The organism is Bacillus aerius (assembly GCF_029894105.1).
In the GTDB taxonomy this organism is placed as follows: domain Bacteria; phylum Bacillota; class Bacilli; order Bacillales; family Bacillaceae; genus Bacillus; species Bacillus altitudinis.
In genome coordinates this window covers 2,134,315-2,148,565 of the sequence record NZ_JARYHO010000001.1, presented here as the reverse complement: position 1 = coordinate 2,148,565, position 14,251 = coordinate 2,134,315, and the positions used below count along the sequence as shown (strand labels likewise).

Here is a 14,251-nt window from a genome sequence, read left to right as displayed (position 1 = left end):
TGGTTGTACATTAAAACAAAACATAAGTGGCAAGCTGTTCTTCCATTTGTCTTCTATTGATTCAAACGATGCGTCTCATACACAGACTGTTTTGTGAAATATGACAAAGCTTTAACTTCTTGGTCGCTTAATGAACGTGCCTTTGCCGCTGCCACATTTTCTTTTAACTGTTTCACCGAGCTTGCGCCAAAAACAACAGAGCTGACTGCAGAATGCTTGAGCAAGTATTGAATGGACAGCTCTGTCAGTGATAGGTCATAAGCGACTTTCTTTAACGAAGGAATGATTTGCTGGAGCTCTTCAAATGAATATTCAAGATACCCGTTCTTTTGAATCGCCGCACTTGCTTGCGAAAGGGGTTTTTCAGTTAATAATCCTTTTGCTAAAGGACCTCTTGCCACGACACTAATGCTTTGTTCTTCAAGAAGAGAGAACCATTCTTCTGGGCGGCGGTCGAGTAAACTATATTGCATCATCACACTCACGATGTTTGATTTTTTGGCGTATTCTTTAATGACATTTGGACGGATTGACGATATGCCGTAATAGCGAATGACACCTTCTTCAACCAATTCTTCAAATGCCTCGATGGTTTCGTCAATTGGATCGTCAATTGTGCCGCCATGCAATTGATATAAATCAATATAATCTGTTTGAAGTCGTTTCAGGCTTTGTTTCACTGCCTCTTTTATATATGCTTTTGAAGGATCCCAGTCCCAGCCAGGTTTGCCTTTTTCAAAGCGGTTGCCGCCTTTTGTGGCCAAAATCAAATCTTGGCGTCTGTTCTTAATGGCTTCCCCGACGATTTCCTCATTTGTTCCAAAATCATATAAATCAGCTGTATCCAAATAGTTAATCCCAAGATCAATGGCTTCATCTAATAAAGAGAGCGCTTTTTCTTTTTCAGTCCCAAGGGACATACATCCTAGTGCCGCCTCACTAACCACGAGATCAGAGGTGCCAATTCGTCTTTTTTTCAATTCAATCACACTCCTATCCTTTCACATTAAGTGAAACAATTCTGGAATTCAAGCTAGGTGATTTCAAAAGGCGCATTGAAGCAGGCATCCGCATTTTGGCTTCTCCTAAAACATCTATGTTAAAATGAATGAAGTAAAAAGTGAAAGTAGAACGAGGAGCTGACAAAATTGAAGGACTTTGAAGAAAAAACATTATCGTCAAAAACATTATATAACGGAAAAATCATTGACTTGGTTCTTGAAGATGTAGAATTGCCGAACGGAAAACCAGGCAAACGCGAAATCATTAAACATCCAGGTGCAGTAGCAGTCATTGCACGTACAGACGAGAATAAAATCATTTTGGTCAAGCAATACCGTAAAGCACTGGAGAGAGCCATCGTTGAAATCCCGGCTGGAAAATTAGAAAAAGGAGAAGAGCCGGCACATACAGCACTGAGAGAATTAGAAGAAGAGACAGGCTATACAACTCAGGCGCTCCAAAAACTGACCGCCTTTTATACATCACCAGGGTTTGCGGATGAAATTGTTCATATCTACCTTGCCGATCAGCTGGTCCCGCTTGAAGAGAAACGAGAGCTGGATGAGGATGAATTTGTCGAAGTGATGGAAGTTTCATTAGAAGAAGCGCTGCACCTCATCGAAAAACAGCATATTTATGATGCAAAAACAGCCTATGCCATTCAATACTTACAATTACAAGAGGTACTTAAGTCTACAAAATGAGGGAATTCTTTGCAGATATCCATATTCATATTGGTCGAACAAGAACAGGCAGGGCTGTCAAAATTACAGGTGCAAGGTCACTGACCATTGACCAAATTCTCATTGAAGCGTCTCAAAGTAAAGGGATGGGGATGATTGGTGTGATTGATGCACAATCTCCTGAAGTCTTAGAAGAATTGATAGAAGGTGTAGAGGAAGGCACGTACACTGAACTAAGCGATGGCGGTTTATCATTTGGAAAGACCGTTTTGCTTTTAGGCAGTGAGCTAGAAATCAATGATGACCAATCAAAAGGTCCGATTCATGTGCTTGCCTTTATGCCCACGCTTCGTAAAATGTCGGAGTTTTCCGCATGGCTTTCTCTTCATATGAAAAATGTGCATTTGAGTTCACAGCGGTTATATGTGGATGGGAGAACGCTTCAGCATAAGGTGAAGGAACTAGGGGGATTATTTATTCCTGCCCATATTTTTACGCCGCATAAAAGTTTATACGGCAAAGGGGTCAATACGTCTTTAACCGAAGTATTCGATCCAGAACTCATTGATGCTGTTGAGCTTGGCCTTAGCTGTGATACGTCTATGGCCTCCCAGCTAAGTGAGCTAAACCGCTATCCTTTTTTAACAAATTCAGATGCCCATTCTTTAGGGAAAATTGCGCGGGAATATACTAAGATCCGAATGGATCATGCCTCCTTTGCTGAATTCGAGCTAGCGCTTCAAGGAAAAGATGGCAGAAACATCACTGGAAATTATGGGCTCGCTCCGCGGCTCGGAAAGTATTATCATACGACCTGTGAGAAATGCGGGGTAAGACCTGACAGTCAGGAGCAAGAACAGTGCGAAGCATGCGGCCATACCCGAATGACAAAAGGGGTGAGTGAGCGGTTAAAGGAGCTTGCTGACCAAGAAAGTGATAAAGGAATAAGGCCTCCTTATGTTCACCAGCTTCCCCTTCAATTTATTCCAGGTGTTGGAGCCAAAACGTTAGAAAAATTGAAAGCTGTCTTTCATACAGAGATGAATATTCTTCATCAAGCAACAGAACAAGAATTAAAAGCGGTCCTGCCTGAGAAAACAGCCGATTACATCATCAAAGCAAGAAGAGGTGAAGTTGGACTGATCGCTGGCGGAGGCGGGGTCTACGGTAAGGTGGATATCAATCATGAATCAACTTAAATGGACATGTCACACATTTGAACAACTGTCTAAAGAGGACCTTTACCTAATTTTAATGGAAAGAGTGAATGTGTTTGTTGTAGAACAAACATGTCCTTATCCTGAAATTGATCATCGTGATCAAGAGGCGCTGCATGTAATCGCCAAAGAGAACGGCACAATTGTGGCTTATTGCCGCATTTTCCAAAGCGGGATCATGTACAAAGAGGCATCCATTGGCCGTGTCCTTGTGACGAAGACCGGCCGGAAAAAAGGTTACGGGAAGATCCTGCTCGATCAGGCGATAAAAAAGCTCAGTGAATTAGGCGAAACAAAGATTAAAATCCAAGCACAGGCTTATTTGAAATCGTTCTACGAATCGTTTGGCTTCGAAGCTGTCTCAGATTGTTATGATGAGGATGGAAGTCCGCATCTTGATATGATGAGAATAGAAAGATAGGCGTCTATACGTCTATCTTTTTTAGGTTCTTTCATGTATCATAACGACAACGAAAGGGGTTTTGTGAAATGGGAAAAAGCAAAGCAAAGAAAAAGAGAGAACACCTTCAAAGGCAGCACAGTCGAAATCCAGAACAATCGAGAGGAAATATACCGCATTTTAGTACACACGAAAGAAAGACAAAAACAAAACAAGAAGCCTTGCAGCATATGATGAAAAAACATAAAGGTAGGAATGCTTATGATCGCTATGAACAGGATCATAAGCATTTTTATTTTGCTTTTTTGTGACAAGTAGATCAAATAATTGGAAAAATTTTAAAAAATAGGACAAACGGTCGTTTCTTTTTGTCTAAAAATGTAGTTAAATGACAAAAAGAAATGAAAGGGAGAGTGGGTATCGTGAAGGTCAAATCATTTGGAGCAGGGCTTTGTATGGCAAGTATGCTGCTGGCATCGATGACATTCGGCGCATCAGATGTATCTGCAAAGGATCAAGCAAAAAAAGAGTATATGATCGGTTTTTCTTCTTCCGTTCAAGACAAAACACAAAAACAGCTTGTTGAAAAAGCTGGCGGTCATGTGAAAGAATCAATAGATAAAATAGATATGATGAAAGTTTCGTTGAACGAAGCATCAAAAGAAAAACTACATCAAGCAAAAGAAGTTACTTTTATTGAGGAAGACCAAAAAGCAAAAACAAGCGGTCAAAGCGTCCCTTATGGTATCAAAAGCATTAAAGCACAAAAGGTACATAAACGAGGATATGCCGGACAGAATGTCAAAGTAGCTGTTCTTGACAGTGGAATCGACGGCAAGCATGAAGATTTACATGTAACTGGTGGTGTTAGCTTTGTTCCAACAGAGTCCGATCCGCTCGTTGACCCGCATGAACACGGAACCCACGTTGCAGGCACGATCGCAGCATTAGATAATAAGGTAGGCGTGGTTGGTGTGGCACCAAAAGCTTCGATCTATGCGGTGAAAGTGGCAGATGAAAATGGTGACGGCTACTATAGCTGGATCATTAAAGGCATTGAATGGGCGATTGAGAATGAGATGGATGTCATCAATATTAGTATGGGGGGAGCAAGTGAATCAGAGGCGCTGAAAGAAGCGGTCGATCGAGCATATGACAACGGGATTCTCATTGTCGCATCTGCAGGAAATGCTGGGAGCTACGGGTCACTTAATACGATAGATTACCCGGCCAAATACAGCTCTGTCATGGCAGTCGCATCAGTGGATCAACGAAAGCAAAGAGCCTTTGATTCCTCTGTTGGGGAGGAAGTGGAAGTATCAGCACCAGGCGTTTCAACATTAAGTACCATTCCTCATAACGAATATGGATATAAGAGTGGAACGTCTATGGCATCACCTCATGTAGCTGGTGCTGCGGCAGTCATTCTATCAAAACATCCGAATCTGACAAATGATGAATTGCGTGAAAGGCTGACAAAAACGGCCACAAAACTTGGCGAACCTTTTTATTATGGGGCTGGGCTTGTGAACGTACAAAAAGCTGCACGATAAAGGAAACGAGAAAGCAGTGTGCAGCTGCTTTCTCGTTTTTCTTTTCATAAAACTGTCATGTTTCGTGTGCTCTCTCATAGAATCTAGTAACCTTTACTATTTGGGAGGAAGGCGCATGCGGAAAAAGTCTTGGAAAGAACATCTTCTTCAGCACGTGAAAGATCATTTATCAATTTATTTGTTTGTTTCTGTACTATTTTTAATGGGCGTCATTTTTGGAGCCATTATCGTCAATAGTATGACAATGAGTCAGAAAGAGGATTTATTCTACTATTTAAATCAATTTTTTGGTCAACTGACGAATGAGAAAGCAGCAGAATCAAAAGAAATGTTTTTGCAAAGCTTTTTGCATCATATGAAATATTTGGGCCTCATGTGGATACTCGGAATTTCCATCATTGGCCTGCCGCTTATTTTTCTGATGATCTTTTTAAAAGGGATTGTAGTTGGGTTTACTGTCGGTTTTTTGGTCAATCAAATGGGGCTTAGCGGTTTTTTTCTATCTTTTGTCTCGGTGCTTCCTCAAAATATCTTGCTCATTCCTGCGTATTTAGTGATCGGAACTTGTGCGATTGCGTTCTCCATTCGTTTAATTGGTCAGCTTTTTATGAAAAAAACCATCAGTCAAGCGCCAATCCATTGGTTTGGCCGGTATGCTTCTGTTCTACTGATGATTTTAACCCTCGCTGCTCTTTCGTCCTTTTTTGAATCATACTTATCATTCATGCTGATGAAAAAGCTGGCAGGTGTTCTGTTTTGATAATTTTATAATCGTTATTAAATAATAATCAATTTATTTATCAATTTAAAATGATTATAGTTGGCTCTCTGCACATCATTTGATATAATGATCAAGTAATGTGGCGTAGGAGGGAAAGTCAATGGAAAATCGGATTGATCGAATTAAGAAACAGCTTCATTCTTCCAGCTATAAGCTCACGCCACAGCGTGAAGCAACAGTAAGAGTACTGCTTGAGAATGAAGAAGACCATTTAAGTGCAGAAGATGTATACCTCCTCGTAAAAGAGAAGTCTCCTGAAATTGGTCTTGCTACTGTTTATCGGACGTTAGAATTGCTTACTGAACTGAAAGTTGTTGATAAAATTAACTTTGGAGACGGCGTTTCGCGATATGATCTTCGCAAAGAAGGAGCCGCTCACTTCCATCACCATCTTGTCTGTATGGAATGCGGAACAGTCGATGAGATAGAAGATGATTTATTAGAAGATGTTGAAGAGATTATTGAACGCGACTGGAAATTTAAAATTAAGGATCATAGATTGACATTCCATGGTATTTGCCACCGGTGTCATGATGATGAATCCGGCAAATAATCCGAATTGGAACCTTTTCATTCAAAATGAAAAGGTTTTTTGCATGTTCGCTGTATATTCCTTGTCCCACCTGGCATATGCTAAAGTAATGAGAACACGAGAAAGGACATGAAGAACATGCGAAAATGGCTCAAAACAACAGGTGAAGTAATGAAAGTATTTATCTTGTTCACTGGTTTTACCGTCCTGTTCTATTATGCTATGATATGGATAAATTCAGAATATGAAAGCTATCATCGTTATGATAAACCAGAAGGTGCAGCGATAAAAGTGATGGAAATGGATCAGCCGAAACAAGACAGGTGGCAGGATCGATTGATTTATTTTTATCAAAACGGGGAGTAGAAACCATTGAAGGATCAATTATCCGACTTTATTCATTTTATGACAGTAGAGAGAGGACTCTCTGAAAATACCATTGTCTCTTATAAAAGAGATTTACAGAACTATTTGTCTTTTTTAATGATGCATGAACAATTGACAGATGTAAAAGACGTCACACGCCTTCATATTATTCATTATTTAAAACAGTTAAAAGACGAGGGGAAATCGAGTAAAACGTCCGTCCGTCATCTATCATCGATACGCTCCTTTCATCAATTTTTGCTCCGTGAAAAAGTGACAACAGATGACCCGTCATGGAACATTGAATCACAAAAAACAGAGCGGAAATTACCGAAAGTTCTATCATTAGATGAGGTAGAAAAGCTGCTCGATACACCTAAGCAGCAAACACCATTTGACTACCGTGACAAAGCCATGCTCGAACTTTTATATGCAACAGGTATTCGCGTAAGTGAAATGCTTGATCTGACTCTTGCAGATGTGCATCTGACCATGGGGTTTATCCGCTGTTTTGGAAAAGGAAGAAAAGAGCGAATCGTGCCTATTGGTGAAGCTGCTGCAAGTGCGATTGAAGTGTATATAGAAAAAGGCAGAAACAAGCTGCTCAAAAAACAGCCGGCCGATGCTTTATTTCTGAATCATCACGGAAAAAAAATGTCGCGGCAGGGCTTTTGGAAGAACTTAAAGAAACGAGCCATAGAAGCAGGTATTCAAAAAGAACTGACGCCTCATACGCTCAGACATTCATTTGCGACACATTTGCTTGAAAACGGTGCGGATCTTAGAGCCGTACAGGAAATGCTCGGACATGCCGATATTTCTACTACACAAATTTACACACATGTCACAAAAACAAGATTAAAAGACGTGTATCACAAATTCCATCCAAGGGCATAAGTAAAGCATGGCACGGTGAACGTGTATCATGCTTTTTTATGTTTGGACCGTTTATGGTTGTCAATTGACTTGAAAACGGTTTATACTTGAGATGTCTGACCTCTCCAGTTGTGAAAGGTGAAAGGACAAGAATATTGAAGGAGGCGCTTTTTTATGCCTGATTATCAGTATAAACGTATTTTCCTCATTGTGATGGATTCAGTAGGAATCGGGGAAGCACCTGATGCTGCTGATTTTAATGATGTAGGTGCAGATACACTTGGACATATTGCTGAAAAAATGAACGGGCTTCATATGCCGAATATGGCGAAGCTTGGGCTAAGTCATATTAAAGAAATTAAAGGAATTCCAGCGGACGAAAAACCGCTTGCGTATTATGGGAAAATGCAAGAAGCATCCAACGGGAAAGACACAATGACAGGGCATTGGGAAATCATGGGTCTTTACATCGACACACCATTTAAAGTCTTTCCAGACGGCTTTCCAGATGAACTGTTAAATGAATTAAAAGAAAAAACAGGGCGCGGCATCATTGGAAATAAACCAGCGTCTGGTACAGAAATTCTGGATGAGCTTGGCGAAGAGCACATGAAAACAGGCGATTTAATCGTTTATACTTCAGCAGATTCTGTGCTGCAAATTGCTGCACACGAAGAAGTTGTGCCATTAGACGAACTTTACCGCATTTGCGAAATCGCACGTGAACTGACATTAGATGAAAAATATATGGTAGGGCGCATCATCGCTCGTCCATTTGTCGGGGAGCCGGGGGCATTTGTTAGAACACCAAATCGTCATGACTATGCATTAAAACCATTCGACCGTACCGTCATGAATGAATTGAAAGATGATGGACTTGATGTCATTGCGATCGGAAAAATCTCTGATATTTATGATGGTGAAGGAATCACCTCTTCACTCAGAACGAAATCCAACATGGATGGAATGGACAAGCTAGTGGAGACGCTGAAAACAGACTTTACTGGGCTGAGCTTCTTAAATCTTGTCGACTTTGATGCGCTTTATGGACATAGAAGAGATCCAGAAGGCTACGGTAAGGCACTAGAGGAATTTGACGCACGTCTACCTGAAGTGTTTGATCTATTAAAAGAGGATGATCTGCTTGTGATCACGGCAGATCACGGAAATGACCCGGTTCATCACGGAACAGATCATACAAGAGAATACGTTCCGCTTATTGCTTACAGCAAAAAGCATCAAGAAGCGAATGAGCTGCCAACAGCGAAAACATTTGCTGATCTTGGGGCAACGGTAGCAGATAATTTTAAATCAACGCTGCCAAAATACGGAACAAGCTTTTTATCTCAACTCAAATAGGGGGAAATCACGTGGGAGCACAGTTTTCAGAAGCGGCGGCATATATTAAACAAGCATCGACATATGTACCAACAGTTGGATTGATTTTAGGTTCAGGTCTTGGCATTTTAGCCGATGAGATTGAAAATCCAATCAAATTGAAATATGAAGATATTCCTGGATTCCCTGTTTCAACAGTAGAAGGGCATGCAGGCCAGCTCGTCATTGGAACGCTGAAAGGCACGGTCGTTTGTGCCATGCAAGGACGTTTCCATTACTATGAAGGGTATGATATGAAGCAGGTGACATTTCCTGTCCGTGTGATGAAAGAAATCGGCATTGAGACATGTATTGTGACAAATGCAGCGGGCGGTGTGAATACGTCCTTCCATCCTGGCGATCTTATGTTGATTACAGATCATATCAATATGATGGGAACCAATCCGTTAATTGGACCAAACGACAGTCAAGGGGTTCGTTTCCCTGATATGTCTGCACCGTATGATAAAGATTTGTTGGCACTTGCAGAGAAAACGGCTAAACATTTAGGCATATCTGTGCAGCAAGGGGTTTATGCAGGAATGACAGGCCCTTCATATGAAACACCGGCAGAGGTTCGTTTCCTCAGAACGCTTGGCGCTGATGCAGTCGGTATGTCGACTGTGCCAGAAGTGATTGTGGCACGTCATGCAGGCATAAAAGTACTTGGTATTTCATGCATCTCTAATGCGGCTTCAGGTATTTTAGATCAGCCGCTTTCTCATGATGAAGTGATCGAAGTGACGGAAAAAGTGAAAGCAAGTTTCCTTGATTTAGTGAAAGAAGTTGTCAAACAACTCTCATAGATCGTGTGAAAAAGCCTTCTGTTCATAAACAGAGGGCTTTTTTTTATGGCAATCAAACGATCTCTGAATAAAACAGCCTTTATGAGGAAAAAATAGAAAGGATTACGATAATGGAGGTCTGCCACTTGAAACGTCATATATGTGCATTGTTTATTTTAATGATCCTTATCTCAATGGTTTCACCATCAGCGATGGCAAAAGAAAAGATTGAAAAGCCAGGAGAAAAACAAACATCAGAATTGGCGCATGAAGCCAAATCAGCGATTTTAATGGAACGTGACACGGGAAAAGTGCTTTACAACAAAAACAGTGATGAAAAGCTTGCCCCTGCAAGTATGACCAAAATCATGACGATGCTTCTCATCATGGAAGCGATGGATCAAGGGAAATTAAAAATGACTGATAAAGTAAGAACGAGCGATCATGCAGCATCTATGGGGGGCTCACAAATTTTCCTTGAACCGGGAGAAGAAATGACGGTTAAAGACATGCTAAAAGGCATTGCGATTGCGTCAGGAAACGATGCTTCAGTTGCCATGGCAGAACATATAGCTGGATCTGAAGAACAGTTTGTTGAGCAAATGAACAAAAAGGCAAAAGAGCTTGGGCTCACCTCAACGGTCTTTCAAAATCCAACAGGACTTCCTGAAAAAGATCATTACAGCACGGCTCATGATATGGCAAAAATGGCGAAAGAGCTGTTGAAATATGAAGAGATCACCAAGTTCACAGGTGTATACGAAGATTATCTTCGTCAGAACACGGATAAAAAATTCTGGCTTGTGAATACAAACCGTCTCATTAAATTTTATCCAGGTGTGGATGGGGTGAAAACAGGGTTTACAGGCGAGGCGAAATACTGTCTAACTGCATCCGCTAAAAAAGGGAACATGCGCGTGATTGCTGTTGTATTCGGTGCAAGTACACCAAAAGACAGAAATGCTCAAGTCGTCAAAATGCTGGATTACGCCTTTAGTCAATATACAACGCATCCTCTGTACAAGCGTGGTCAAGATGTAGCAGAGATCAAAGTGAGCAAAGGAAAAAAGAAAAAAATTCAGCTTGTCACGTCTGAACCGATTTCTCTGCTAACGAAAAAAGGCGAAAATGTCGATCAGATCAAAAAAGAAATTAAATTAACTCAAGATGTCACAGCCCCATTTTCAAAAGGAACGAAACTTGGCACCATCATCTTGAAAAAAGATGGAAAAGTGCTTCATGAAAGTCCTGTTGAAGCGAAAGAAGATATGGAAAAAGCCGGTGTTTGGACGTTCTTCAAACGGGCTATGGCCGAATTTGTTAAATGGAAGTAAAAGGTGAAAGACTGCTGCAACGGGCAGTCTTTTTTGCTATGAACGAAAAGAACATCTAAATGTGACGAATGATCACTAGTTTTGTCATGGTGAAGGATTTGCATGTGAAGAAAGAGAAACATTCTTTATCCGAAAATAGAGCAAGGAGGAAGAAAAGATGAGCCTTGGTATTGATTTTCAAATAAAAGAGAGCGTACTTTGCATTCGGTTGACAGGGGAGCTTGATCATCACTCCGCAGAGACATTGAGACAAAAGGTGACGAATTATTTGGAAACAGAGGACATTCGCCACATCGTGCTGAATTTAGCTGATTTATCGTTTATGGACAGCTCTGGGCTCGGAGTGATTTTAGGAAGATACAAAGAAATTAAACAACTTGGCGGTGAAATGGTCGTCTGTGCGATCTCGCCAGCGGTGAACCGTTTATTTGATATGTCCGGCTTGTTTAAAATTATTCGTATGGAGCCTTCAGAGCAAACTGCGCTGCAAACATTGGGGGTGGCATCATGACAAATGAAATGAATCTGACTTTTTCTGCTTTAAGTCAAAACGAATCCTTTGCGAGAGTAACGGTGGCAGCATTCATCGCTCAGCTCGATCCAACATTAGATGAGCTAACAGAAATCAAAACCGTTGTATCAGAGGCGGTCACGAACTCGATCATTCACGGGTATGACGGGAATCCAGACGGCAAGGTGCACATTAGCGTTACGCTGGATGACCATATTGTGTATCTGACGATTCGAGACGAAGGTATGGGCATTTCAGATCTTGAGGAAGCAAGGCAGCCGCTTTTTACGACGAAACCAGACTTAGAGCGCTCCGGGATGGGTTTTACGATCATGGAGAACTTTATGGATGATGTCATAGTGGACTCATCTCCAGAAATGGGCACAACAATCCGCTTAACAAAGCATCTATCAAAAAGCAAAGCGCTTTGTAATTAAGGAGCTGCTCATATGGATGTGGAGGTAAAAAAGCAAGCAAAAAAAGCACAGCTGTCTAATGATGAAGTGAAACAGCTCATCAAAAAAAGCCAAGACGGAGATCAACAAGCAAGAGACCTCCTCGTAGAAAAAAACATGCGTCTTGTTTGGTCCGTTGTTCAGCGCTTTTTAAATAGAGGATATGAACCAGATGATCTGTTCCAAATAGGCTGTATTGGCCTGCTGAAATCTGTTGATAAATTTGATTTGTCTTATGATGTGAAGTTTTCGACGTATGCCGTTCCAATGATCATTGGTGAAATTCAGCGTTTCATTCGTGATGATGGAACCGTCAAAGTCAGCAGGTCTTTAAAGGAACTTGGAAATAAAATCAGGCGGGCAAGGGACGAATTGTCTAAATCTCATGGCAGAATGCCGACTGTTCAGGAAATCGCTGAATATCTGGACATCACACCTGAGGATGTCGTTCTTGCTCAAGAAGCGGTCCGCTCACCATCATCTATTCATGAAACCGTGTATGAAAATGACGGCGATCCGATTACGTTGCTCGATCAAATTGCCGATCATTCAGAAGAAAGATGGTTTGATAAAATTGCGCTAAAAGAGGCGATTAAAGAATTAGAAGAGCGTGAGAAACTGATTGTCTATTTAAGGTATTATAAAGACCAAACACAATCAGAAGTAGCAGAAAGACTCGGAATTTCCCAAGTGCAAGTCTCACGGCTTGAAAAGAAAATTTTAAAACAAATCCAAATGCAAATGGATCAAAAAGACAGCTAGCCAATTCGGCTGGCTTTTTTTGTGTGGTAATTACCGGTAAATCAAGTTCTTTCAGTATGAGAACCATTTTTCACCACATACTATTTTTAACCCATCGTATAGGAAGTGACTTGGATGGACGGACAAATCTTTATTCGGCTGCGCCATCGGATTAAGACTGGTAATGATCAGCTTATTTATTTAGAGGATATCGCCCAAATCACTGGAGATGACAGTGCTGTGCAAAAGCTGAGCAAAATGCCGATATACCATGTCAGCAAAAAGGATCGTCACATCGTTGTGTTAGATATCATGCATGTGGTCAAAACGATCAAAAAAACATGGCCTGACATTGACATTCAAACGGTCGGAGGCTCAGAAGCCATTGTTGAAATAGACACAGGCAAACGCCAGCTGTCCCCCGTATTATTCGTGTTTGTATGGCTCCTCTTATTTGTCGGAGCGGCCCTTGCCATCATGAATTTCCATGAGGATGTTAGTATGCGACTTGTTCATATCCGCCTTTACGAGATGATTACTGGAAACACGGTTGAGCATCCGTATTTATTACAAATTCCATATAGCTTTGGACTCGGTTTTGGCATGATTTTATTTTTCAATCATGTGTTTAAAAAGCGTTTAAACGAAGAGCCAAGCCCGCTTGAAGTGGAAATGTTTAAATATCAGCTCGATCTTGATCATTATGTCGCACTCAATGAAAACAAAGAAACATTGAAAGATATCCATGATCGGTAAATGGCTTTTTGTGGTGCTTGTTGGGCTCGGCGGCGGTTTAACGGTAGGGGCAGGATTTGTGGCGTTTCTCACAGTGCTTGGTATTATCCCTCGATTAATGCAATTAACGAAAACGCAGCGTTTTATTCAAGGATATGAGGCTGCCGTGATAAGTGGAGCGGTCGTTGGCGGCTGGGCTACTTTAAGTCAAGTCCATTTGCATTTATCCAAATGGCTGGCGTTACCGATCGGTCTTTTATCTGGCATTTTTGTCGGCATGCTTGCTGCCGCACTCACTGAAGTGTTAAATGTACTTCCTATCTTAACGAAAAGAATTGGAATGGACGGGAAAATTGTGCTGCTGCTCATGGCCATCGTCTTAGGAAAGGTGTTTGGCTCGCTATTTCATTGGCTTATTTATATTTAAAAATGTGGAGGGAACAACACGTGTCAAGTTTAAAAGAGAACTATCCATCTAAAGTGAAAACGTATCAGCCGAAACCTCCTTATGTACTGAACTGCATCAAGGCTTTTCTTGTCGGCGGTTTGATTTGTGCGATAGGCGAGGGATTGCAAAATTTCTATATTACTTTTTTTGATTTTAATGAGAAGACAGCAGGGAATCCAACGGTGGCGACCCTTATTTTAATTTCTTCTATTTTAACTGGTATTGGTATTTACGATAAAATCGGCCAGTTTGCTGGAGCGGGGTCAGCTGTCCCGGTGACAGGATTTGCAAATAGCATGACAAGTGCGGCTCTTGAGCATAAAAGTGAAGGGCTTGTGTTAGGTGTAGCGACCAACATGTTTAAACTAGCTGGGAACGTCATTGTGTTTGGTGTCGTCTCGGCATATGTCGTAGGGATTATTCGATACGTCTTGGAAAAGATGTTTTCGTAGGAG

The 14,251-nt window shown here is 41.2% G+C and carries 19 protein-coding genes; 18 read left to right on the top strand and 1 reads right to left on the bottom strand.

All coding sequences use genetic code 11. From position 1 onward, the window contains the following. Window positions 1–53: 53 nt before the first annotated feature. Window positions 54–980, bottom strand: a complete 927-nt coding sequence (locus tag M2353_RS11040) for an aldo/keto reductase (RefSeq protein WP_168948775.1) — start codon at window positions 978–980, stop codon at window positions 54–56. A gap of 168 nt (window positions 981–1,148) precedes the next feature. On the opposite strand from M2353_RS11040, the gene M2353_RS11035 reads away from it, so the two are divergent. From M2353_RS11035 to spoVAC, 18 genes are all read left to right on the top strand, one after another. Next, on the top strand, window positions 1,149–1,706 hold the full coding sequence (locus tag M2353_RS11035; RefSeq protein ID WP_024718940.1) for an NUDIX hydrolase: 558 nt from the start codon (window positions 1,149–1,151) through the stop codon (window positions 1,704–1,706). Then, window positions 1,703–2,884 carry a TIGR00375 family protein gene (locus M2353_RS11030; RefSeq protein WP_268360833.1) on the top strand — a complete coding sequence of 394 codons (1,182 nt, stop codon included), beginning with the start codon at window positions 1,703–1,705 and terminating at the stop codon, window positions 2,882–2,884. Before M2353_RS11035 ends, M2353_RS11030 begins: the two co-directional genes overlap by 4 nt. Continuing rightward, window positions 2,871–3,323: a GNAT family N-acetyltransferase gene (locus tag M2353_RS11025; RefSeq protein ID WP_284725409.1), complete on the top strand. Its 453-nt coding sequence runs from the start codon at window positions 2,871–2,873 to the stop codon at window positions 3,321–3,323. The genes M2353_RS11030 and M2353_RS11025 overlap by 14 nt, the downstream gene beginning before the upstream one ends. 68 nt (window positions 3,324–3,391) lie before the next feature. Continuing rightward, window positions 3,392–3,613 carry a hypothetical protein gene (locus M2353_RS11020; protein ID WP_024718937.1) on the top strand — a complete coding sequence of 74 codons (222 nt, stop codon included), beginning with the start codon at window positions 3,392–3,394 and terminating at the stop codon, window positions 3,611–3,613. 111 nt (window positions 3,614–3,724) lie between these two features. Further along, the gene (locus tag M2353_RS11015) at window positions 3,725–4,855 is read left to right on the top strand and encodes a S8 family peptidase (RefSeq protein WP_024718936.1); all 1,131 of its coding nucleotides are present in this window, start codon (window positions 3,725–3,727) and stop codon (window positions 4,853–4,855) included. Window positions 4,856–4,970: 115 nt separating this feature from the next. Then, window positions 4,971–5,615 carry a stage II sporulation protein M gene (spoIIM, locus tag M2353_RS11010; protein ID WP_017367532.1) on the top strand — a complete coding sequence of 215 codons (645 nt, stop codon included), beginning with the start codon at window positions 4,971–4,973 and terminating at the stop codon, window positions 5,613–5,615. Between the two features lie 121 nt (window positions 5,616–5,736). Next, complete coding sequence (gene fur, locus M2353_RS11005; RefSeq protein WP_003215577.1) at window positions 5,737–6,189, top strand: ferric iron uptake transcriptional regulator; 453 nt, start codon at window positions 5,737–5,739, stop codon at window positions 6,187–6,189. A gap of 117 nt (window positions 6,190–6,306) precedes the next feature. Next, the gene (locus tag M2353_RS11000; protein WP_024718934.1) at window positions 6,307–6,534 is read left to right on the top strand and encodes a YqzK family protein; all 228 of its coding nucleotides are present in this window, start codon (window positions 6,307–6,309) and stop codon (window positions 6,532–6,534) included. 6 nt (window positions 6,535–6,540) lie between these two features. Further along, window positions 6,541–7,431 (top strand): site-specific tyrosine recombinase XerD, encoded by an 891-nt coding sequence (gene xerD, locus M2353_RS10995; protein WP_243824268.1) that lies wholly within the window; start codon window positions 6,541–6,543, stop codon window positions 7,429–7,431. A gap of 153 nt (window positions 7,432–7,584) precedes the next feature. Next, window positions 7,585–8,769 carry a phosphopentomutase gene (gene deoB / locus M2353_RS10990; protein ID WP_017357920.1) on the top strand — a complete coding sequence of 395 codons (1,185 nt, stop codon included), beginning with the start codon at window positions 7,585–7,587 and terminating at the stop codon, window positions 8,767–8,769. A gap of 11 nt (window positions 8,770–8,780) precedes the next feature. Then, window positions 8,781–9,593 (top strand): purine-nucleoside phosphorylase, encoded by an 813-nt coding sequence (locus M2353_RS10985; protein WP_019743098.1) that lies wholly within the window; start codon window positions 8,781–8,783, stop codon window positions 9,591–9,593. A 158-nt stretch (window positions 9,594–9,751) separates the two neighbouring features. Beyond that, on the top strand, window positions 9,752–10,906 hold the full coding sequence (locus tag M2353_RS10980; protein WP_201297801.1) for a D-alanyl-D-alanine carboxypeptidase family protein: 1,155 nt from the start codon (window positions 9,752–9,754) through the stop codon (window positions 10,904–10,906). A 157-nt stretch (window positions 10,907–11,063) separates the two neighbouring features. Beyond that, window positions 11,064–11,417, top strand: coding sequence for an anti-sigma F factor antagonist (gene spoIIAA, locus M2353_RS10975; RefSeq protein ID WP_008344431.1), 354 nt, complete (start codon window positions 11,064–11,066; stop codon window positions 11,415–11,417). Continuing rightward, a complete protein-coding gene (spoIIAB, locus tag M2353_RS10970; RefSeq protein WP_284725408.1) occupies window positions 11,414–11,854 on the top strand; it encodes an anti-sigma F factor in 441 nt (146 codons plus the stop codon). The genes spoIIAA and spoIIAB overlap by 4 nt, the downstream gene beginning before the upstream one ends. 12 nt (window positions 11,855–11,866) lie before the next feature. Next, window positions 11,867–12,634: an RNA polymerase sporulation sigma factor SigF gene (gene sigF, locus M2353_RS10965; protein ID WP_007501051.1), complete on the top strand. Its 768-nt coding sequence runs from the start codon at window positions 11,867–11,869 to the stop codon at window positions 12,632–12,634. Between the two features lie 114 nt (window positions 12,635–12,748). Continuing rightward, window positions 12,749–13,369, top strand: a complete 621-nt coding sequence (locus M2353_RS10960) for a stage V sporulation protein AA (RefSeq protein WP_024718931.1) — start codon at window positions 12,749–12,751, stop codon at window positions 13,367–13,369. After that, a complete protein-coding gene (locus M2353_RS10955; protein ID WP_007501049.1) occupies window positions 13,359–13,775 on the top strand; it encodes a stage V sporulation protein AB in 417 nt (138 codons plus the stop codon). Before M2353_RS10960 ends, M2353_RS10955 begins: the two co-directional genes overlap by 11 nt. A gap of 20 nt (window positions 13,776–13,795) precedes the next feature. Then, a complete protein-coding gene (spoVAC, locus tag M2353_RS10950; RefSeq protein ID WP_024718929.1) occupies window positions 13,796–14,248 on the top strand; it encodes a stage V sporulation protein AC in 453 nt (150 codons plus the stop codon). Window positions 14,249–14,251: the final 3 nt, after the last annotated feature.

Coding starts and splice junctions, on each gene's coding strand:
- M2353_RS10955 (WP_007501049.1), top strand. CDS start 13,359: ATGATCGGTAAATGGCTTTTTGTGGTGCTTGTTGGGCTCGGCGGCGGT.
- M2353_RS11020 (WP_024718937.1), top strand. CDS start 3,392: ATGGGAAAAAGCAAAGCAAAGAAAAAGAGAGAACACCTTCAAAGGCAG.
- M2353_RS11025 (WP_284725409.1), top strand. CDS start 2,871: ATGAATCAACTTAAATGGACATGTCACACATTTGAACAACTGTCTAAA.
- spoIIAB (WP_284725408.1), top strand. CDS start 11,414: ATGACAAATGAAATGAATCTGACTTTTTCTGCTTTAAGTCAAAACGAA.
- spoIIAA (WP_008344431.1), top strand. CDS start 11,064: ATGAGCCTTGGTATTGATTTTCAAATAAAAGAGAGCGTACTTTGCATT.
- M2353_RS11030 (WP_268360833.1), top strand. CDS start 1,703: ATGAGGGAATTCTTTGCAGATATCCATATTCATATTGGTCGAACAAGA.
- spoIIM (WP_017367532.1), top strand. CDS start 4,971: ATGCGGAAAAAGTCTTGGAAAGAACATCTTCTTCAGCACGTGAAAGAT.
- M2353_RS10980 (WP_201297801.1), top strand. CDS start 9,752: ATGATCCTTATCTCAATGGTTTCACCATCAGCGATGGCAAAAGAAAAG.
- deoB (WP_017357920.1), top strand. CDS start 7,585: ATGCCTGATTATCAGTATAAACGTATTTTCCTCATTGTGATGGATTCA.
- M2353_RS11000 (WP_024718934.1), top strand. CDS start 6,307: ATGCGAAAATGGCTCAAAACAACAGGTGAAGTAATGAAAGTATTTATC.
- M2353_RS10960 (WP_024718931.1), top strand. CDS start 12,749: ATGGACGGACAAATCTTTATTCGGCTGCGCCATCGGATTAAGACTGGT.
- sigF (WP_007501051.1), top strand. CDS start 11,867: ATGGATGTGGAGGTAAAAAAGCAAGCAAAAAAAGCACAGCTGTCTAAT.
- fur (WP_003215577.1), top strand. CDS start 5,737: ATGGAAAATCGGATTGATCGAATTAAGAAACAGCTTCATTCTTCCAGC.